Origin of the sequence: Microbispora sp. CSR-4 (genome assembly GCF_008033685.1) — a bacterium.
Lineage (GTDB): Bacteria > Actinomycetota > Actinomycetes > Streptosporangiales > Streptosporangiaceae > Microbispora.
Genome location: NZ_VJVX01000038.1, coordinates 58,353 through 77,929 on the forward strand (window position 1 = coordinate 58,353; position 19,577 = coordinate 77,929).

The 19,577-nt window shown below is 71.5% G+C and carries 17 protein-coding genes; 6 read left to right on the top strand and 11 right to left on the bottom strand.

What is annotated here, in order from left to right:
* The first annotated feature begins 15 nt into the window (after positions 1-15).
* The gene (locus FLV34_RS25500; protein ID WP_147944284.1) at positions 16-6,492 is read left to right on the top strand and encodes an RHS repeat-associated core domain-containing protein; all 6,477 of its coding nucleotides are present in this window, start codon (positions 16-18) and stop codon (positions 6,490-6,492) included.
* 49 nt (positions 6,493-6,541) lie between these two features.
* Positions 6,542-7,066, top strand: coding sequence for a hypothetical protein (locus FLV34_RS25505; RefSeq protein ID WP_142649686.1), 525 nt, complete (start codon positions 6,542-6,544; stop codon positions 7,064-7,066).
* 61 nt (positions 7,067-7,127) lie between these two features.
* On the opposite strand, the gene FLV34_RS25510 is transcribed toward FLV34_RS25505, so the two are convergent.
* The 4 genes from FLV34_RS25510 to FLV34_RS25525 form a co-directional block, all read right to left on the bottom strand.
* A complete protein-coding gene (locus FLV34_RS25510) occupies positions 7,128-7,286 on the bottom strand; it encodes a hypothetical protein (RefSeq protein ID WP_187280732.1) in 159 nt (52 codons plus the stop codon).
* 25 nt (positions 7,287-7,311) lie between these two features.
* Entirely contained in the window at positions 7,312-7,554 is a 243-nt protein-coding gene (locus FLV34_RS25515) for a hypothetical protein (RefSeq protein ID WP_142649688.1), read from the bottom strand.
* Positions 7,555-7,866: a DUF6247 family protein gene (locus FLV34_RS25520; RefSeq protein WP_147944285.1), complete on the bottom strand. Its 312-nt coding sequence runs from the start codon at positions 7,864-7,866 to the stop codon at positions 7,555-7,557.
* A 164-nt stretch (positions 7,867-8,030) separates the two neighbouring features.
* On the bottom strand, positions 8,031-8,498 hold the full coding sequence (locus FLV34_RS25525; protein ID WP_142649690.1) for a MarR family winged helix-turn-helix transcriptional regulator: 468 nt from the start codon (positions 8,496-8,498) through the stop codon (positions 8,031-8,033).
* 85 nt (positions 8,499-8,583) lie between these two features.
* Here FLV34_RS25525 and FLV34_RS25530 point away from each other — a divergent pair, with 85 nt between their 5' ends.
* Together FLV34_RS25530 and FLV34_RS25535 are read left to right on the top strand one after the other, a co-directional pair.
* The gene (locus FLV34_RS25530; protein ID WP_142649691.1) at positions 8,584-9,144 is read left to right on the top strand and encodes an NADPH-dependent FMN reductase; all 561 of its coding nucleotides are present in this window, start codon (positions 8,584-8,586) and stop codon (positions 9,142-9,144) included.
* A gap of 32 nt (positions 9,145-9,176) precedes the next feature.
* Positions 9,177-9,941 (top strand): SDR family NAD(P)-dependent oxidoreductase, encoded by a 765-nt coding sequence (locus FLV34_RS25535; protein ID WP_142649692.1) that lies wholly within the window; start codon positions 9,177-9,179, stop codon positions 9,939-9,941.
* Between the two features lie 67 nt (positions 9,942-10,008).
* Here FLV34_RS25535 and FLV34_RS25540 read toward each other — a convergent pair whose 3' ends face one another.
* The 5 genes from FLV34_RS25540 to FLV34_RS25560 form a co-directional block, all read right to left on the bottom strand.
* Positions 10,009-11,007 carry a glutathione S-transferase C-terminal domain-containing protein gene (locus FLV34_RS25540; RefSeq protein WP_142649693.1) on the bottom strand — a complete coding sequence of 333 codons (999 nt, stop codon included), beginning with the start codon at positions 11,005-11,007 and terminating at the stop codon, positions 10,009-10,011.
* 37 nt (positions 11,008-11,044) lie between these two features.
* Positions 11,045-11,608, bottom strand: coding sequence for an NADPH-dependent FMN reductase (locus tag FLV34_RS25545; RefSeq protein ID WP_142649694.1), 564 nt, complete (start codon positions 11,606-11,608; stop codon positions 11,045-11,047).
* 109 nt (positions 11,609-11,717) lie between these two features.
* Positions 11,718-12,251, bottom strand: coding sequence for a flavin reductase family protein (locus FLV34_RS25550; RefSeq protein WP_142649695.1), 534 nt, complete (start codon positions 12,249-12,251; stop codon positions 11,718-11,720).
* A gap of 399 nt (positions 12,252-12,650) precedes the next feature.
* A complete protein-coding gene (locus tag FLV34_RS25555) occupies positions 12,651-13,787 on the bottom strand; it encodes a sulfite oxidase (protein WP_147944286.1) in 1,137 nt (378 codons plus the stop codon).
* A gap of 22 nt (positions 13,788-13,809) precedes the next feature.
* On the bottom strand, positions 13,810-15,063 hold the full coding sequence (locus FLV34_RS25560; protein ID WP_261985897.1) for a lanthionine synthetase LanC family protein: 1,254 nt from the start codon (positions 15,061-15,063) through the stop codon (positions 13,810-13,812).
* Between the two features lie 198 nt (positions 15,064-15,261).
* Here FLV34_RS25560 and FLV34_RS40705 point away from each other — a divergent pair, with 198 nt between their 5' ends.
* Both FLV34_RS40705 and FLV34_RS25565 read left to right on the top strand, forming a co-directional pair.
* The gene (locus tag FLV34_RS40705; protein WP_167530474.1) at positions 15,262-15,399 is read left to right on the top strand and encodes a hypothetical protein; all 138 of its coding nucleotides are present in this window, start codon (positions 15,262-15,264) and stop codon (positions 15,397-15,399) included.
* A complete protein-coding gene (locus tag FLV34_RS25565; RefSeq protein WP_142649698.1) occupies positions 15,399-16,505 on the top strand; it encodes a YeiH family protein in 1,107 nt (368 codons plus the stop codon). The genes FLV34_RS40705 and FLV34_RS25565 overlap by 1 nt, the downstream gene beginning before the upstream one ends.
* A gap of 36 nt (positions 16,506-16,541) precedes the next feature.
* Here the strand turns inward: FLV34_RS25565 and FLV34_RS25570 are convergent, their stop codons facing one another.
* Both FLV34_RS25570 and FLV34_RS25575 read right to left on the bottom strand, forming a co-directional pair.
* Positions 16,542-16,757: a hypothetical protein gene (locus FLV34_RS25570; protein ID WP_147944288.1), complete on the bottom strand. Its 216-nt coding sequence runs from the start codon at positions 16,755-16,757 to the stop codon at positions 16,542-16,544.
* Between the two features lie 73 nt (positions 16,758-16,830).
* Positions 16,831-19,575, bottom strand: coding sequence for a fumarate reductase/succinate dehydrogenase flavoprotein subunit (locus FLV34_RS25575; protein ID WP_147944289.1), 2,745 nt, complete (start codon positions 19,573-19,575; stop codon positions 16,831-16,833).
* Positions 19,576-19,577: the final 2 nt, after the last annotated feature.

Below are 19,577 nucleotides of genomic sequence, written 5' to 3' on the forward strand. Positions count from 1 at the left end.
TGAGGAGGTTGGGTCATGCGACGGCCCTCAATTCGTGCTGCCCTGGTGGCCGCGTTGACGGTGGTGATCTCGTTACCCGTCGGGGTGACGACGGCCTCGGCGGCCGTCGTCTCCGCGGAACACGGCCCGCCCGGCGCCCCTCCCGTGCAGAAGCAACGGTCCAGCAAGGTCAGGGCCATGGACGCGAGCGGGGCGAAGGAGGCCAGGGAGCTGGTCGCCGCGTCCCGGGCGCGCAACGACGCCGCCGCCGACCGGGCCGCCAAGGAGCGCGAGGCCGCCCGGTGGCCGGGCGCGGGCGAGGCCGACGTGCCGATCGGCGGCGGGCAGACCGTCAGCGTGGGCGGGCTCCCGGTGAGCCTGGACAGCGCCCCCACTGACAGCGCCCCCACTGACAGCGCCCCCACTGACAGCGCCGCCCCCGGCAGCGCCGCCCCCGAAAGCGCCACCACCGGCAGCGCCGCCCCCGCTCCGGACGCGCAGGCCGCGGGTGCGCGGACGGCCCGGGTGCGGGTGCTCGACCGCGCCGCCGCCGAGGCCGCCGGTGTGGACGGCGTGCTGCTGACCGCGGAGGCGCAGGCCCCGGGCACCGCGACGCTGCGCGTCGGCTACGCCGCCTTCGCCTCCGCGTACGGCGGCGGGTGGAGCGGCCGGCTGCGCCTGGTGCGGCTGCCCGCCTGCGCCGCCACCACCCCGGAGCGGGAGGAGTGCCGCACCCGGACCCCGCTCGACACCGGCAACTCGGCCACGGCGCAGACCCTCTCGGCGCAGGTCGCGTTCGACGCGGCCCCGGCCGTGCTGGCCGTGACCGCCGACGCCCCCGGTGAGGGCGGCGAGGCGGCCGACGGCAGCGGCAACTACGCCGCCACCCCGCTCTCCGCGTCGTCCACCTGGCAGGCGGGCGGCAACTCCGGCTCCTTCTCCTGGTCCTATCCGATCGCCCCGGTGGAGCCTGCGGCGGGTCCGGCGCCCGCGCTCGACCTGTCGTACGACTCGGGCAGCGTGGACGGGCGCACCTCGACCAGCAACAACCAGGGCACCTCGCTCGGGGAGGGCTTCGAGACCGCGGCGACCTCCTACATCGACCGTCAGTTCGGCACCTGCGACGAGGACGGCCACGACAAGCAGTACGACCTGTGCTGGAAGTACGACAACGCCTCGCTCGTGCTCAACGGCAAGTCCACCGAGCTGGTCAAGGACGACACCAGCGGCAAGTGGCGGCTGAAGAACGACGACGCCTCCACGGTCATCCACTCCACGGGCGCCGACAACGGCGACGACGACGGCGAATACTGGACCGTCATCACCGGCGACGGCACCAGGTACGTCTTCGGCCTCAACAAGCTGAGCGGCGCGGGCAGCCAGCGGACCAACTCGGTCTTCACCGTCCCGGTGTACGGCGACGACTCCGGCGAGCCCGGCTACAGCAAGGGCGGCTCCTTCGCCGACCGCTGGGTCACCCAGGCATGGCGGTGGAACCTCGACTACGTCGAGGACACCCACGGCAACGCCATGACGTACTGGTACACGGCGGAGACCAACTACTACCAGAAGAACAAGTCGAACACCGCGACCACCTCCTACGTCCGCGGCGGCTACCTCGACAAGATCCTCTACGGGCAGCGGTCCGACACGCTGTTCACGGTGGACGCGCCCTACAAGGTGGCCTTCTCCTACGCCGAGCGCTGCACGGCGTCCGACTGCGGCAGCCTCACCAAGGACACCGCCGAGAACTGGCCGGACGTCCCCTTCGACGCCATCTGCAAGAAGGACGCCGACAAGGACGACTGCCACGCCGAGAGCCCGGCCTTCTTCAGCCGCAAGCGCCTGGTGAAGATCGAGACGAGCGTCCTGTCCGGCACCGCGTACAAGCCGGTCGACTCGTGGGCGTTCACCCAGAAGTACCTGGACGGCGGCGACATCGGCAGCTCCGTCGACCAGACGCTGTCGCTGATGTCGATCGTCCGGACCGGCTCCACCGCCGACACGCCGCTGACGCTGGACCCCGTCTCGTTCACCTACACCATGCGGCCCAACCGGGTCGACGGCGGCACCCAGCCGGGCGGCGGCAACATCCTGCCGCTGACCAGGCCGCGCATCGAGACGATCACCTCGGAGACCGGCGCGATCACCACGGTCAGCTACAACGAGCCCGAGTGCGTGCGCGGCTCGAAGATGCCGAAGGCCGAGGACGACAACTCCCTGTCGTGCTATCCGCAGTTCTGGCACATCAACGGCGCCACCGAGGCCTCCATCGACTGGTTCAACAAATACCGCGTGCTCGCGGTGAACATCGCCGACCCGGCCGGGCACAACCCGCTCGTCGAGTACGCCTACGAATACTCCACCCCCGGCTGGCGCTACAACGACAGCCCGTTCACCCCGAGCGACGAGCGCACCTGGTCGCTGTGGCGCGGCTACCAGAAGGTCACGACGTACGTCGGCGACGCCGACGGCACCCGCACCAAGACGGTGTCGGTCTACCTGCAGGGCATGAACGGCGACCGGCTGCTGAAGTCGGCCAGCCCGCGGACGGTCGACCCCGACAAGCGGCGCTCCGCCACCGTGCCGGGCCTCGACGTCGCCGGACTCGACGTGCCCGACATCACCGACTCCGAGCAGTACGCCGGATTCACCCGTGAGGAGATCAGCTACGACGGGTCCACTCCGGTCGACGTGACGGTCAACGACCCCTGGTCGGCGAAGACCGCCACCCAGCACAAGTCGTACGCCGACACCGAGGCCTACTACGTGCGCACGGGCAAGACCTCCGAGCACACCTACCTGACCATCCCCAAGACCTGGCGCACCGTCACCACCTCCACGACGTACGACTCGTACGGCATGGCGGTCACGCAGGACAGCACGGGCGACATCGCCAAGAGCGGCGACGAGACCTGTACCCGCACCTGGTACGCCCGCGACGACGCCAAGGGCCTGAACTCGCTCGTCTCCCGCACCCGGGTGGTCGGCCGCGCCTGCTCGGTGAAGGAGGCCGACCTGTCGCTGCCCGCCGACTCCGCCACCAGCGGCGACGTGCTGTCCGACACGGCCACCGTGTATGACGACACCGCCGCGACCGGGTGGTCGGCGAGCCAGAAGCCGGTGAAGGGCGACGCCACCTGGACGGGCCGGGCCACCGGCTATCCGTCGGCCGTCACCGGCGACGACCGCCCGCCGACCGGCTGGCAGCGCACCGAGTCGACGACCTACGACACGCTGGGCAGGCCGCTGACCGTGACCGACGCGGGCGGCAACGCCACCACCACGGCGTACACGCCGGCCGGCGCCGGGGTCCTCACCAAGACGGTGGAGACCAACGCCAAGCAGCAGAAGGTAACGACGTTCCTCGACGGCACGCGCGGCCTTCCGGTGCGCACCTACGACCCCAACAACGGCAAGACCGAGCAGACCTACGACGCCCTCGGGCGGCTGACCGGCGTGTGGCTGCCCGACCGCAGCAAGGACGGCGGGCAGACCCCCACCTACGCCTTCTCCTACGTCTACCAGCGGGGCAAGGCGCCCGCCATCGGCACCTCGGTCGTCAAGTCGTCCACCACGGCGAGCTGGTCGTACGAGATCTTCGACTCGCTGTTGCGGCCGATGCAGACGCAGAGGCCGACGCCGAACGGCGGACGGCTGCTGACCGACACCCGTTATGACTCGCGTGGCCTCGCCTACGAGACCTACGCCGACATCTTCGACTCGAAGCAGACGCCGAACGCCACCTACACCCGGGAGGAGTACGGCGAGGCGCCCAAGCAGACGAACCTCGTCTTCGACGGCGCAGAACGGCAGATCCGCAGCACGTTCCTGTCGTACGGCGTGGAGAAGTGGACGACCACCACGACCTACACCGGCGACTCCACCGCCGCGAGCACGGTGACCGGCGGCTCGGCGGTCCGCACCATCGCCGACGCCCTCGGCCGCACGGTGGAACGGCGCGAGTACAACTCGCCCTCCCCCGCCGACACCCAGTTCGGCGGGATGGCATCCAGCGGGTACACCTCCACGTCCTTCACCTACCGGCCCGACGGCAAGGAGCTGACCGTCACCGCCCCAGACGGCGCGAAGTGGTCCTACACCTACGACCTGTTCGGGCGGCAGACCGGCATCAGCGACCCCGACAAGGGCACGAGCACCCTCCGCTACACCCCGCTCGACCAGATCGACACGGTGACCGGTGCGAACGGCACGGTCCTGCTGTACGGCTACGACGAGCTCGGCCGTAAGACCGGGCTGTGGTCGGGGTCGCGGACCGACGCGAACAAGCTGGCCGCCTGGACCTACGACACCGTGGCCAAGGGCCAGCTCGCCTCGTCCACCAGCTACGACGGCGGCGTCTCCGGCAAGGCGTACACGAAGAAGATCCTCGCGTACGACGGCCAGTATCGGGCCACAAGCACCGAGATCGACATCGACCCGAACGACCCGATGGTGCTGTCCGGAGCGGCGAAGACCCGCTACGTCTTCGGCAGCGACTACAACCTCGACGGCACGCTGAAGAGCTCCACCGAGCCCGCGGCGGGCGGCCTGGCCGAGGAGCGGATCAGCCTGAGCTACACCCCGACCGGACAGGTCAACGGGCTGACCGGCACCACCGACTATCTGCAGAAGGCCGACTACAACGCGCTCGGCCAGCCCCTGCAGTTCACCCTCGGCCTGTCCGGGGCCTCGCAGGCCAAGAAGACGTTCCTCAACAACACCTACGAGGAGGGCACCGACCGGCTGACGCGGTCCTTCGTCACCACCCAGTCCACACCGGTCAAGCCGCAGGACCTGACCTACCACTACGACGACGCGGGCAACGTCACCGAGATCGCCGACACCCCCACGCAGGACGGCGCCGGGCAGAGCGACATCCAGTGCTTCGCCTACGACGGGCAGCGGCGGCTGACCGAGGCGTGGACGCCGGCCACCGACGACTGCACCAGCAAGACGCTGGGCGGCGCCGCGCCGTACCGGACCGCCTACACCTACAACACCTCGGGCCTGCGGGCGACGGAGACGCGCTACAACGGCTCCACCGCGACCACCTCGGCGTACTGCTACGGCGACACCGCCAAGCGGCACGCCCTGACCGCGGTCGTGACCGGCTCCTGCACGGGTGCGACCGCCACCTACTCCTACGACAAGTCCGGCAACACCACCGGCCGCAACGGCCAGGTGCTGACCTGGGACGCACAGGGCCGCATCGCGACCCTGACCCAGGGCACGCAGAAGACGGCCTACCTGTACGACGCCGACGGGGCGCTGCTGATCCGCCGCGCGGTGGGCGACGGGGAGAGCGTGCTCTACCTGGGCGCCACCGAGATCCACTCGAAGAAGACCGGCAGCACCGTCACGACCTGGGCCAGCCGCTTCTACGCCGCCGACACGCAGGTGATCGCGGTGCGGACGACGGAGGCCGGGAAGAACGCGGTCTCCTTCCTCGCCGGCGACCAGCACGGCACGTCCTCGCTGGCGGTCGACGCGGCCGGGCAGGCGATCAGCAAGCGGTTCACGACGCCGTTCGGCGCGCCGCGCGGGGACATGGTCGGCGGCGCGTGGCCCGACGACAAGGGGTTCCTCGGCAAGCCCGCCGACGCCGCCACCGGGCTCACCTACGTCGGGGCCCGCATGTACGACCCGGTCGTCGGCAGGTTCCTGAGCGTCGACCCGGTCCTGTCCACCGACCAGGCCCAGTCGCTCAACGGCTACTCGTACGGGAACAACAACCCCGCCACGTTCAGCGACCCGACGGGCGAGGAGATCGGCTCGCGGCCCAACTCGTGCCAGTACGACCTCAAGTACTGCGACAAGGAGACGCAGAAGAGCGTCGGGTACAACCCGAAGACGGGCAAGGTCGACCCCGCCAAGGGCGCCGCGTACCGCAAGAAGAAGCAGTCCGGGAAGAAGAGCTACCCGACGCCGAGCCCGTCCCCGGGCCCGTCGCCCAAGCCGCCGGCCGGGGGCTGCCACTGCAAGCCGGTCAAGCACGACAACGGCGTCAACCTGCTGAAGGCGCTGCTCACCCACCCGTTCCACTGGAACAACAACTTCAACGGCGCGAACGCGCTGGCGGTGACGTACGAGACGTTCGCCAGCGAGGGATGCGAACGGCGGGCCCGGCAGTACGTCTGCTACGGCGGCTCCCCGGGCGGCGACCAGCCGATGACGGTCGGCGACGTGCACTTCTTCCCATATTCGAAGAAGGAGTTCGAGAGCCGGCTGCGGGACGAGAAGCAGGCGCGGGAGGACATCGCGAAGGTCGCCGGGCGGGAGGCGGCGAAGAAGTACGGGCCCGACATCGAAAGACACGAGGCCGTGCACTCCGCGCAGTGGGCGCGTTACAAGAACGCCACCGAGTTCATCGCGGCCTACGGGGCTGCCACCCTGTATTCGCGACACACCACCGGCACCCCGTACGCCACCAACAGCTTCGAAGTCGAGGCCAACCTGTGGTGGGGCGGCTACGTCAGATGGCAACCGCTGCAATGGGGTCCGGTGAACTAGAGACCACCCGAGCCCGGTGACTCCGGGACGACAGGAGGGAAGGACGACGATGACACGCAGAAGAAGGCCGGGGCCGGGGTACGCGGCCGCCGCTCTGACCGCCCTGGCCTTCTTCGCCGCGGCCTGCGACGGCACCCCCCAGCCCAAGGGCGTCCTCGCCGTCGAACGCGCCGAGGACGGCGGCGTCAGGCTGCTGCTCGCCGACTGCCCCGGCTACGCTGCCCAGGACTTCACGGTCCTGGAGGACACCCAGGGCGGCCGGACGCTCGCCTGGAGCGTGCACAACGGCGGCACCGGCGCGGCGGTGCGGGACATCCGGGCGTTCCAGGCACCGCCCGAGGGCTGGCGGCGTACCGACGACAGCCTCACCGCGCTGCGGGAGGGCGTGCCCTATGTCGCGACCGTCAACGGCTACGCGGACGGCGTGAACCTGCGGGGCAGGGTGCCGTTCACCACGGCCGACCTGTCCGGTCTCGGCGACGGGCAGGTGCTGGCCTGGGCGGGCGGCGACGAAACCGTGCGGACGGGCCGGGACGCCTTCCTGCGCACCGACCCCGACCGCTGCCGTCCGTGACCATGCCCTCGTGACTGCCGCCCGCGCCCGGCGAGACCGGGCGCGGGCGGCGTCCGTCAGCTCATGCGGAAGACCGGGCAGCGTGTGGCGAACGGCAGGAACGCGCCGGGGCGACGTCCTCCACCGGCAGATATCCCGCGTCGTAGGCGACGGCGTCGCAGAACACGACCCGGGTGCGCGGCACGTCGCGCGCGGTCGCGTACGACGCGATGGCCCCCACGGATACGTGGCACCGGCAAGGGCGGTCAGACAGGAAAGCGATCCACTCGCAGTACGGCCACCTCACCCTGCTCGGCGAGCAGGATGTAGGTCACCGAGATCCCCTTGTAGTCCCACACGTACATGTTGCCTCTGGGGCTGAGCATGCGGCCGTTGCCGGGAGTCAGCCGTAGAACCTCGTAGATCTCCAGCAGGACATCGACTTCGGGATCGGAGAGGTCATCGATCTGGGCTTCAGCGACCTCGCTGCCCACGTGGACGGCGTACACCTACAGTTGGACTCCGCGTCGGGCCAAGACCTCGGCCAGGGTGGGGCCCGACGATCGTCTTCCGGATCGGATCTGGTCGGCTTCGTCGTTCATCCGCTGCCAGTCCTGGGGATTGCGAGCGGCGCGCGTGGCGATGCGCCACCACCCGCTCAGGAAGTCATCCAGCGCGGCCAGGTCGACGACGGGTGCGTGGGTGATCGCTTCGAGCTCGGCGTCGAACGCGGCGACGTTGACGGCAGGCAGGGCCGCCCGCACGGCGGTGAAGGTCCGCTCGATCTCCTGACCGAATGCGTCGTCTCGCTGAACGGTCATGACGACGCCTCACCTCCTGCCGATCCACCGGGTGCACCCCAGCTTAGACGAGCGGGCGGGCCCTGGCGTGGCCCGCGTGCAGCGTCGATCCGGCCAGGCCGGCTGACCACACCACCGGTCGAACGCGGGGCGGCCCGGCCGGTGGGGGGAAGGCGGGGGCCGGGTCAGGCGTTGCTCGCCACGTTCTGGATCGCACGGGCGAGGCGGGCGAGATCGACGCCTTCGAGATGGTCGAGGAAGTGCCGGCGCACGCTGGCCAGGTTGCTCGGCCACACCTCTTCCAGGCGGGCGAGGCCGGCGTCGGTGAGGACGGCGTTGAACCCGCGGGCGTCGTCGTCGCACCTGACCCGTTCGACCAGGCCCTGCCGTTCCAGGACGGTGACGATGCGTGTCATGCCGCTCAGGGAGAGCTCGCAGGCGACGGCGAGCTCCCCCATCCGCATCCGCCGCCGCGGCGCCTCCGACAACCGCATCAGGGCGATCCACTCGATGAGCGGCATCCGGTGTTCCCGCACCATGTCGGCGTCGATCGCGCGGGGCAGCGCGTAGATCAGGCGAGGCAACGCCCGGATCAACGCCTCCTCCTCGGAGGTCAGCGACTGCACCGGCGGCACTGGCTGCGATGTGGTCATGGCCACATTCTACTTGCTTCACGAACGAAGTACCCCATATGTTTTCTTCGCGAAGCAATCATCTCTCGCAGAAGTGGAGATCGTCATGACCAGGATCGGGATCATCCTCGGCAGCACCCGCCCCGGACGGAACGGCGAGGCCGTCGCCCGCTGGGTGCACCAGGTCGCGGGACAGCGGGCCGACGCGGAGTTCGAGCTCGTCGACCTGCTCGATTACAAGCTCCCCCACCTCGACGAGACCCTGCCGCCGTCGCTGGGCCAGTACACCCAGCCGCACACCATGGCGTGGGCCGACAAGGTCGCCTCGTTCGACGGGTTCGTCATGGTGACGCCCGAATACAACCACTCGACATCGGGCGCGCTGAAGAACGCCATCGACTTCCTGTACAGCGAGTGGAACAACAAGGCCGTCGGTTTCGTCAGCTACGGCTCGGTCGGCGGCACCCGTGCGGTGGAGCACCTCCGCCTGATCGCCGCGGAGCTCCAGATGGCCGACGTGCGGGCTCAGGTGGCGCTGTCGCTCTTCACCGACTTCAAGGACTTCAGCGTGTTCACGCCCAACGATTTCCAGCGTGACTCGCTCACCGCGATGTTGGACCAGGTCGTGGCGTGGAGCAGGGCGCTCGCGCCGCTGCGCGCCAGCTGAGTTCGCACTGACTCGGGGATCAGGAGGAACTCATGGGAACGCTTGACGGCAAGGTGGTGCTGATCACCGGCACCGCCGGAGGTCAGGGCCGGACCGCGTCGCTGGTCTTCGCACGAGAGGGCGCGAAGATCGTCGGGTGCGACATCCAGGTCGAGGCCAACGACGAGACGGTGGAACTCGTCCGCCGTGCCGGAGGTGACATGACGGGCATCGCGCCCGTCGACCTCACCGACCCGGAACAGGCGCGGCGGCTGGTGCAGGACGCCGTGGCTGCGTACGGCGGGCTCGACATCGTCTACAACAACGCGGCCAGGCCCCGCTTCGGGCCGGTGCCGGACTTCTCGGTGGAGGACTGGCGGGCGACCATCGCCAGCGAACTCGACAATCCCTTCTTCGTGTCGAAGTTCGCGTGGCCGCATCTGGTGCGGCGGGGCGGCGGCGTCATCATCAACGTCGCCTCCATGGCCGGCATGATCGCCGGTGAGGTCCCCCCGATGGTCGCGCACAGCGCGGCGAACGCCGGAGTCATCGGCATGACCCGGCAGTTCGCGCTCGAAGGCGCGCGCCACGGGATCCGCGCGGTGGCGATCAGCCCGGGGCCGATCCTCACCCCGGCCAGCGACCGCGATCTCGGCAACAACAAGGCGGCCAGGGACGCGATCACGCGCAAGACGCTCCTCAAGCGTTTCGGCCGGCCTGAGGAGATCGTCGAGCTGGCGGCCTTCCTCGCCTCCGACCGGGCGGCGTACATCACGGGCGCCAACTACGCGGTCGACGGCGGCGCGACCGCCTGGTAACGCCACTCGATCCCCCTGACGTCCGCGCGCCGGGCGTCAGGGGGATCAGCCGCGCATGAAGGTCCACTCACTTTCCAGGCGCGCTGAGCGCGCCGGTGGAACGCCCGGCGAGCGCCTCGCGTCCGTGCGCCTCGTCCCAGTCGGCCTGGTGCGGCTCGACCGCGATCCGCACCGGCCCGTCGCCCGGGTGAGCGGGCCCGGCGGTGAGCCGCAACGCGGCGAAGTCGGTGGTCTCGCGGAACGCGGGGATCCGGTAGAGGTCGCGGGCGTACGCCCAGAGGTGGGGGTAGGAGGTCAGCGGACGCCTGGTGATCCGGGCGAGCGGATTGTGCAGCAGGTCGTATCTGACCAGGAACACCCACAGCTGCACGTCGGACTCGGTGAGGCGCTCCCCGAACAGGTATCGCCGTCCGGCCAGGCGGGCGTCGTAGCGGTCCAGCGCCGCGGCCACCGCGGCGCGCCGCCGCTCGTACTCCTCCTGGGTGGCCGCTCCGGCGACCTGCCGTACGCCCTGGGCGAGGTCGCGCGCGATCTCCTCGTCCAGGGACTCGATCTCGTCGCGCAGGTCCGGGGGGTAGAGGTCCGTGGTGGCCCATTCGGCGAACGCGGTGCCGAGGTCGAAGGGGATCCGCGCGAAGTCGTTGCTGACGATCCGGCTCGTCCGCCGGTCCCACAGCACCGGCACCGAGATGTGGCCGGGATATCCGGGCTCGGTGGCGTCGTACGCCTCGCTGAGGAGCGTGAAGCCGTTGACCGGGTCGGGCCCGCGACGTTCGCGGAAGGCCCAGCCGCGGCCGTCCCGGTCGTCGTCCACGTAGGACACCGACACGACGTCACGCAGCCCGGCGAGGTCGCGCACGATGACGGCGCGCTGCGCCCACGGACAGGTGAAGGAGGCGTAGAGGTGATAGCGGCCGGGCTCGGCGGGGTGGCCGCTGGAGCCGTCGGCGGTGATCCTGCCCTGGAAGGGATACAGAGGTCCCGGACGGTCGGTCCTGCCCGGCCCGTACGGGCCGTAGGCGGCGACGTCCGCGGGACTGGCGTACGCGGGCGCCTGGGTGGTCATGAAGTCTCCTTGCGGTGGGCCGATGGTTGTCGAAGGGTCAGGTCGGCTCGACGAGACGACCGTGCGGCTGCCCCAGTGCCGACCCCAATGCCGACCCCAGTGCCGCGGTCACCTGCGGGACGACGCGCTCCGTCCAGTCGGCGAGGACCCGGTCGAGGTCGGGGATCTCGGCCTCCAGCAGGGCCAGGCCGGGAGTGGGCACGAGCGCGCCCAGCTCGACCAGCACGGGACGCAGGTGCAGCTCGACGGCCAGGGCGTGCCGGGGGGATCCCATGACCAGCAGCGGCAGGGCCACCGTCCCGGTCAGCGCGCCGCCGGGCAGGCGGTCGAGGAACGCCTTGAGCAGGCCGGTGTAGGTGGCCTTGTAGGTGGGGCTCGCCACCAGGAGCACCTGCGCTCCGGCGACCAGTTCCAGCGCCACCTCGACGGTCGGCGAGGGCCCGGGGGCGAACAGGTGCGGCCCGATCGCGGACAGGTCCACGACCTCGGGGGCCGTCTCGTGCCCGATCCGGCGTCCCACCGCCTCGGCCGCCGCCACGGCCGCGAGGTGGGTCCGGGAACCACCGCGCGGATTGCCGACCAGCACCACGAGAGAGCTCACGAGACCATCCCCTCGTGCCGTTCGGCGTGTCCTGAGTCCGCGTCGGAATGCGTACGAATGGTCAACAGACGGTCCTCCAGATCGGGACGGGTGTTCGTGCGAAGCGGGGTCACGCGTGGGCGATGAACCGGCCGAAGCGGCCCTGGTGGTAGAGCAAGGGACGCCCCGGCCCGCGCACCTCGGCCTCGGTGACCAGCCCCACGACGAGGACGTGGTCGCCCACGCCGACCCGCTCGTACGGCAGGCAGATCAGATGCGCGGACACGTCTTCGAGCAGCGGCGCCCCGAGCGGGCCGGGCCGCCATCGGGTGGGCTCGGCGAACCGGTCGATTCCCTTGCGGGCGAACCGGGCGGCGAGATCGGCCTGGTCGCTGGCCAGGACGTTGACGGCGAAGTGGTCCGCCTCGCGCAACGACGGCCAGGTGGTGGACGACTGGTCGACATAAAAGGAGACGAGGGGCGGGTCAAGGCTGACCGAGGAGAACGAGGTCGCGGTCAACCCCACCGGCACTCCCCCACTCTGCGCGGTGATCACGACGACTCCCGCCGCGTGCACCGCGAGGGCACGTCTGTAGCCGTCGGCGTCCAACGCACGCTTGTAGTCGTCGGCGTCGAGGCCGGGGCCGAGCAGAGTCTCCGTCATGGCAAACCTCCGGAAAGTCGCGGCTGCTCACAAGGTCGATCCCGCCCGCCGCGGGCACCGCGGCGCGCGGGATCAGGGATTCGGATGGAGGCGGGACCGTACGTGACGTGGTCGCGTACGGCTCGCGAAGGGGGCGGCCGACGCTCTCGGCCGGCCCCTCATCGACTCGAAGACGACGGAAGATTCACGATCAACGACACTGCGCGCTGGCGACGTGGCCGAAGTCCACGCTCGAACGCCGGGTCAGACGAACGCCCTGGCTCATACCACCGAACGTACGATCATCGGACCGAAAAGTCAATATTTCCTACTCGCTTTACCGGAAAATCCTCGACCAGGGCCCCATCCGGCCAAGCCGGGAGCATTCTGCTCATGGCATGCCGAACCGGCCGGCGGGGGTCAGCTCACGACGACGGGGTGGCGCACCACGGCGTCGAAGCCGTAGCCGAGGAGGTTGTACGCCGCGTGGTCGGGCTGCACCGCGCCGCTCTCGTCGGCGGCCCGGACGAGCAGCCGGAGGTTTCCCGTCTCCCGCGGGGTCCAGGGGAAGGTCCAGCGGACCCAGCCGCGCGGGTGGCGGTCGTCGCGCAGGCGGGCCGGCCGCCACGACACGCCCTCGTCGTCGCTGACCTCGACCCGGACGACGCGCCCGCCCCCCGACCACGAACGGCCGCGCAGCAGATGCTCGCGCCCCGCCTCCAGGCGGGCCGGCCAGGGCAGTTCGAAGGCGCTCTTCACCCCCACCCCGGTCAGCGGCGGGCCGCCGCCGGGCGGGTGACCGGGGCCGTGCATGCGGTAGAGCCGCGTGCTCCACGGCGACTCCAGCGGCGCCGCCGACACCTCGATGTCACCCAGCCACTTGATCGAGGCGATGCCCACCCAGCCCGGCACCACCAGCCGGGCCGGATGGCCGTGGTCGGGCGGCAGCGGCTTCCCGTTCATCTCGTAGGCCACGAGCACGTCGTCCAGCGCCTTGGCCACGGGAAGCGGGCGGCGCCCCCTGCCCAGGTTCTCCCCCGCCTCGACGTAGTCGGCGTCGAGCCCGCGGGGCATCAGCGCGACGGCCCTGTCGCTCATCCCCGCCCTCTCCAGGAGCGTCGCGAGCCGCACGCCCCGCCAGCGCGCCACCCCGACCGCGCCCAGCCGCCAGGCGGTGCCCGACACCTCCTGGTTCTGCTGTTCGCCGTACAGGCGGCGGCCGTTGCCCGCGCACTCGATGAACGCGGTCACGGTCTCGGCAGGCATGCCGAGGAGGTCCCGGTAGGTGAACGCGACGGGCCCGCCGCGCAGGGCGTCGCCCCACAACGTGAGCCGCCAGGTGGCCGCGTCGATCAGCGGCGTCGCGGTGTGGTTGCGGACGAAGAAGAGGTCGTCCGGCGTCAGGTAGTCGTCGCCGCGCAGCGCCTCCCAGCGGGTCTCCGCGTTGGTGCCGCGTACAGCGAACAGGCGGGGCGGCAGGGGCTTGCGGATGCCGGGCGGGGGTGCCGCCTCCGGCGCCGTACGCCGGGTCTCAAGGCCGTCCTTCATGGAAGTCATGCGCCTCCTCACCTGCCGCTGGTCAGCCGGCCGGCCTCCGCAGGGCGACGGCCGGCACGGGAATGGGCGGGAAAGGGTTGTCGGGCAGCAGGATCACGCGGCGCGGCCGGTCCGCCTGTCCCGCCGCGTCCAGGTGCAGCAGAGCCGCCCCTATCCCCGCCGCCCCGGTCAGGTAGCCGGTGTCGGCCGACACCTCGCCGGGGCGCTGCCGCCGGTACGCCTGATACCAGCGGTATCCCCTGTCGTCGTAGCCGGTCGCCCGGCCGATCAGGTGGTCGGCGAGCCTGCGGGCGAACTCCAGATGCTCCTGCTCCCCCGTCGCCGCCCATAACCCCACGTACAGCTCGATCAGCCCGGCGGTGCCGCAGCACTGGCAGGCGATGTTCCACAGCCCCGCCGTCTGCCGGAAGGGCGCGCCGGACTCCCGCACTCCCTTGGCCAGCCGCCGCACCCACTCCAGGGCGGCAGTGTCGCCGCTCACCCGATACAGCTCGTAGAACATGCGCGCGATCCCGGCGGAGCCGGAGCAGTAGCCCAGGTGGTCGGTGACGGCCGCGCTCTCCCCGGTCAGCACGGCGGCCCTCCTGACGAGGTGCGCCCCGCGGCGGGCCGCGTCGAGGAACGCCTCCTCGCCCGTCGCGCCGTACAGGCGGGCGAGGAGGAAGGCGGTGCCGGCCGTTCCGGCCAGGAAGCCGGGCGGGGCCGCCTCCGCGGACAGGGCCGGGCACGCGGCGGGCCGCTCCCGGGGCAGGGTCAGCCGCGCGATCCGCCGTCCGGCCTCGACGGCCATCTCCTCGTAGGCCGGCACGCCGAGCGCCGCCGCGGCGCGCAGCAGCCCCAGCACGACGCCGCCGTCACCGCGCAGCGTGACGTCTCCCGACCAGCCGATGCCGCCGTCGTCGAACGCGCGGGCGCTCCTGACGATCCTGTCGGCCGCCGCGACCGCCATGCTCTCGAAACGCTCCTCGCCGAGCGCCCATCCGGCCTCGGTCAGCGCGAGGACGCTACCGGCGAGGCCGTGGTGGAGCGACACGTCGGACTGCCGCCGCCAGGCCGACGCGAGGTAGCGGGCCCCGGCGCGGGCGTCCTCCAGGTAGGCGTCGTGCCCGGTCCCTGCGGCGAGTTCCAGGAAGAACAGCACGATCCCGGCCGCGCCGGAGTGGAGGGACGCGGGCTCGCCGGGCGTCGCGTGCCGGCCGTACGGGTCGGGGTTGGCCCGCCATCGCCTGCCGTCCTCGTCGTCGACGGCGGCCGTACGGATCCACCGTCCTGCCATGATGGCGGCCGTCAGCGGAGTCTCTGCACGCTCACCGGATGAGCGGATCGGGTCCGGGCCCATGCGCCTACTATCCCACAAACCTGGTAGGTAATAGCAACTATCCGATGTGCTTTCCCGTATTTCCTATTGACTTGCTGGGGATGAGCGCTTCACAGTCGAGCCGAACACCTCGCACTCCCGAGAAAGGCGTCCGGTGTGAGCAACGAACACCCCCCGACCGTCGCCGAGCACACCCGCACCGCTTTCAACGAGGACTGGGCCGCCACCATCGTCGGCCTCGTCCTCCTCGCGCTGGTCCTCATCGGCGTGATCCCGACGGGACTGGTGCCGTGATGAGCAGCGAAGCGGCCGTCCCCACCACGACGAGGGCCACGGGCTGGCAGTGGCCCGCCCTGGGCGTCCTCACCGTCCTCGTCCTCGCCGCCGGCACCAGAGCTCTGGACAAGGGCGTGCCCCAGTGGTTCGCGGGCTCCGACCTGGCCAAGGCCATCGAATTCCCCGTCTACGCGATCGCCCTCGGCCTGCTGGGCAACGTGGTGCTCACCGTGACCGGGCTGCGCGACCGCCTGGCCGGCGGCTTCCGCACCGAGTTCTTCATCAAGACCGGCCTCGTGCTGCTCGGGGCGTCGATCAACCTGAAGGTGATCGTCACGGCGGCCGGGCCGGCGATCGTCCAGGCCATCGTGCTGATCAGCGCGGTGTTCCTGTTCACCTGGTGGCTCGGCGGACGCTTCGGGCTCGACGACAGGCTGCGGGCGCTGCTGTCCACCGCGGTGTCCATCTGCGGCGTCAGCGCCGCGATCGCCGCCGCGGGAGCCGTGCAGGCCAAGCGTGAGCAGCTCGCCTACAGCGCGAGCCTGGTGGTCGTGTTCGCCCTGCCGTCCATCTTCATCCTCCCCGCGCTCGCCTCGGCCCTGGGCCTGAGCCCGGAGGTCGCCGGCGCGTGGATCGGCGGCAACATCGACACGACGGCGGCGGTCACCGCCGCGGGCACCATCGTGGGCGACAACGCGCTTGCCGTCGCGACCATCGTCAAGGTCACCCAGAACGCCCTGATCGGCATCGTGGTCGTCTTGCTGACCGCCTGGTTCGCGTTCCGGATCGAGCGCCGCCCCGGCGCCGAGCGCCCGGCCCTGGGAGAGCTGTGGCGGCGGTTCCCGAAGTTCGTGATCGGCTTCGTGGCGTCCTCCGTGGTGGCCACGTGGTATCTCACCACGGTCGGCGCGGCCGAGGGCAAGGCCGTCATCGGCGTCGCCAACGACCTGCGCACCTGGTTCCTCATCCTCGCCTTCGTGAGCATCGGCCTGGAGTTCCGGGTGGCCTCGCTCAAGGAGGCGGGCTGGCGGCCGGTCGCCGTCTTCGCCGCCGCCACCGTGGCCAACGTGGTGCTGGCCCTGGGCCTCGCCTCGGTGCTGTTCAGCGGCTTCACGGTCGCCTGAACGGCCCGGCCGGGCCGCGCTGCCCGGTGGCGGTCTTCAGCGGCGCCGCATGCGGCGCCACGGCCGCCACCGGGCCTCGTTCTCGGTCTCGCCCTCCTCCGGCGCGGCGTCGTCGTCCGGCAGGTCGTACCAGTGCGTGTCCCCGGGATAGGCGTCGTGCCACGCGCCGGGCGCCTCCGCGGCGCCCCTGGGGGCAGGGACGGCGGCCACGGCCAGGTCCACGGATGGCGCACCACGGTCGGAATCGGTCACGGGCTTCATCCTGACACAGATTCTCCACACTTTCGATATGCAATAGAGGGATTGCCCGCGCCTCCCTCCGCGGTCAGACCCCCGCCGGCACCCCGGCGGCCTCGGCCCGGGCGGCGTCCAGCGCCCTGCGGGCGTACGCCCGGACGTCGGCGTCGGAGTCGCCGAGAGCGGTGTGCAGAGCCGCGGCGACCTCCGGCCGCGCCGCCCACCCGGACAGCGAGAGGACCGCGGCCTTGCGCACGTCGAGGTGCGGGTCGGCCAGCGCCGCCACCAGCGGTCCCCCGGCCCGCTCCGGATCGGCGGCGGCCAGTCCCCGCGCCGCCCCGACCCGCACCTGCCAGGCCGGATCCGCCAGGGCCCGTACGGCCGCCTCCGCGAGGCCCGGCTCCTCGCGAAGAGCCTGGCCGAGCCCGGCGAACGCCTCCAGGGCCGCCGCCCGGACGAGCGGGTCCGGGTCGGCGGCGAGCCGCGCCACGGCGGGGACGCCGGCCGGCAGGCCGACCACGCCCAGCCCCCTGGCCGCCCAGACGCGTACCTCCCGGTCACGGTCGCCGGCGGCGAGCGCCACCCGCTCCGCGTCGTCGAGCGCGACCAGCCCCCTGACCGCCTCGATCCGCACCCGCGTGTCGGCGTCGGCGAGCGCCGCCTCGAACAACGCGGCGTCACCGAGGCGCAGCGCCCGCAGGACGTCGAGCACCGCCGCCCGGACGACCGGGTCCGCCGCTCCGTCCTGGCCCGCTTGGGTGTGACCGGAGAGCGCGCGGAGCGACGCGCCGAACTCGGCGGTCGCGGGCAGCACCTCGACGAGCTCGCGCAGGCCGGTGGCGGCGGCGCGCCGCACGGTGCCGTGCGGGTCGGCGAGGGCCCGGGTGAGCGCGGTCTCCACGCCACGCGGCGCGGTCTCGGTCAGCGTCGCGACGGCCGCCCTGCGGACCTTGGGATCGGCGTCCGCCAGATAGGGGGTGATCTGGTCGAGCGCAGGCTCGCCGTCGGTCAGGCGCAGCAGTTCGAGGATGCGGGGCGAACGCCCGATCGCCTCCACCGCGAGCCGGCCGCCCGCCCTGCGCCGCGCGGGGCCCGCCGTGCCGTACGCGCCGAGCAGGACGGGCTCGGCCGGGCGGGGCGTGAAGCCCTCGACGGGCACGAGGTAGGGCTCGACCGGGCGCTTGACGAACTCCATCGCCCCGGCGGCGTTCTTGCGCAGGTTGAGGTGGTAGAGCCACTCGTCGTCGTCCCGCTCCGGCAGGTCGGCGCGGTCGTGATAGAGGCCCCACCTGCTCTCGGTGCGCAGCAGCGACGACCTGGCGGCCATCTCGGCGCAGTCCCTGATGAACGTCACCTCGGCGCAGCGCATCAGCTCGTGCGGGGTCCTCGCGCCCATGGACGCGATCTCGTCGCGCATCCGCTCGAACGTCTCCAGCGCGATGTCGAGCTTCCGCGCGGTCTTCGGCGGGGCGACGTAGTCGTTGACGAACCGGCGCAGCTTGTATTCGACCTGCTGCTGCGGCGGGCCGTCGGGGTTGCGGAGCGGCCGGTAGATCAGCTCGTGCGCGTCGGCGATCTGGTCCTCCGGCAGGCCGTCCGGCGTGCGGTGGTGCTCGGCGGCGTGGGCGCCGGCGAGGTCGCCGAACACGAACGCCCCGATCATGTAGTTGTGCGGCACGCAGGCCAGGTCGCCCGCGGCGTACAGGCCGGGCACCGTGGTGGCGCCGTTCTCGTCCACCCACACGCCCGAGGCGGAGTGGCCGCCGCACAGGCCGATCTCGGAGATGTGCATCTCGACGTCGTGGGTGCGGTAGTCGTGCCCGCGTCCCGCGTGGAAGGTGCCCCGGGTGGGGCGCTCGGTCGTGTGGAGGATGTTCTCCAGCGCGGTGAGCGTCTCGTCGGGCAGATGGCTGGTCTTGAGGTAGATCGGGCCGCGGGCCGAGGCGATCTCCCTGGCCACCTCGGCCATCATCTGGCCCGACCAGTAGTCGCAGTCGACGAACCGCTCCCCCTCGGCGTTCACCTGGTAGCCGCCGAACGGGTTGGCGACGTACGCGCAGGCCGGGCCGTTGTAGTCCTTGATCAGCGGGTTGATCTGGAAACACTCGATGCCGGACAGCTCGGCGCCCGCGTGGTAGGCCATCGCGTAGCCGTCCCCGGCGTTGGTCGGGTTCTCGTAGGTGCCGTAGAGGTAGCCGCTGGCGGGCAGGCCGAGCCGCCCGCAGGCGCCGGTGGCGAGGATCACCGCCCCGGCGGCGACCGTGACGAACCCGCCCGAGCGGGTGTCGAACCCGGCGACGCCGACGGCCCTGCCCTCGCTTGTCAGCACCCGGACCGGCATCACGCGGTTCTCGATGCGCACCTTCTCGCGGATGTCGCGGCGGCGCAGCACGCGGTAGAGCACCTTCTTGACGTCCTTGCCCTCCGGCATGGGCAGGACGTAGCTGCCCGAGCGGTGGACCCGGCGCACCGCGTAGTCGCCGTGCTCGTTCTTCTCGAACTTCACGCCGTAGCGCTCCAGCCGGCGGACCATGTCGTAGCCGCGCGTGGCCGTCTGATAGATGGTGCGCTGGTTGACCACGCCGTCGTTGGCCCTGGTGATCTCGGCGACGTAGTCCTCGGGGGTGGCCTTGCCGGGGATGACCGCGTTGTTCACGCCGTCCATGCCCATCGCCAGCGCGCCGCTGTGCCGCACGTGCGCCTTCTCCAGCAGGATGACGTCGGCGCCGCGCTCGGCGGCGGTGATCGCGGCCATGGTCCCGGCGGTGCCGCCGCCGACCACCAGGACCTGGCATTCCAGATGCGTACGGTCGGCCGGGGCAGGGATGTCCACTT